The 891-nt window shown below is 61.5% G+C and carries 1 protein-coding gene; it reads right to left on the bottom strand.

The genetic code is table 11. The features are described from left to right. Positions 1-692: IS110 family transposase (locus KHO23_RS34855; protein ID WP_236067102.1), on the bottom strand; the 692-nt coding region annotated here is incomplete at its 3' end. Positions 693-891: the final 199 nt, after the last annotated feature.

Below are 891 nucleotides of genomic sequence, written 5' to 3'. Positions count from 1 at the left end.
GCGACGCCGGTGAGTGCGGCGATCTCGCGGCGGTTCAGCGAGCCGAGCTGGGGCATGAAGGCGATCAGCGTGGCCGCAGCGCCGGGGCCGATGCCGGGCACCGAGCGCAGCAGGTCCTCCTTCTGGCGCCAGGCGGGCGAGGAGCGCATGAAGGAATCGATGTCCTTATCCGCGACGGTGAGCTGCTGTTTGAGCCATTTGATGTGGTCATTCAGGCTTTCCTTAGCCGCGGCGTGGGCGCGCTCCAGGCGGGCTTTCTCGGCCACGAGCATGTCGATGAGCTGGGCACGGCGCAGCAGCAGGGCCTGCAACTGCTCGGTCTGCACATCGTTGAGCGGACGCACGACGGGTTTGATGACGGCGGCGAAATGAGCGATGACGAACGCGTCGATGCGGTCTGTCTTCGCACGCTTGCCGGTGGCTTTGGCAAAGTCGCGCACCTGTCGCGGATTGACGGCGACAGCGGGAAGACCGGCCTGACAAAGCGCCTTGAGTACGGCGAGTTCGAGCTTGCCGGTGGCCTCCATGACGATCAGGGTGGGATCCAGCGTGATCAGACGCTGGACCAGCTGGTCGATGGCGACGGTTTCATTGTCGACACTGAAATGTTCGGTGGTGTCGTGGATGGCAACGTCGAGGGTGCGGCCGCTGACGTCGATGCCGATATAAACGGAAGAGAAAGTGTGGTTCATCACGGTACCCATACTTGCAGGAAAATACGAGCTCGGGGCTCAGTCAACTGTTCGGGTTAAGAGGATGAAAAGGACAGTCGCTCAGGCTTTTCTGCGGGCTCGAGGCACTCTAGGCAGACGAGCTGACTGTCCATGTGGCGACAACTGATCGGGTCGACGCCACAGGAGGGAATATACAAGTAGGCAAAAGAAAGCGGCT

Source organism: Paraburkholderia haematera, assembly GCF_905220975.1.
GTDB lineage: Bacteria > Pseudomonadota > Gammaproteobacteria > Burkholderiales > Burkholderiaceae > Paraburkholderia > Paraburkholderia haematera.
Note: the sequence above shows the minus strand (reverse complement) of the source record. Positions and strands in the feature narration are given on the sequence as shown.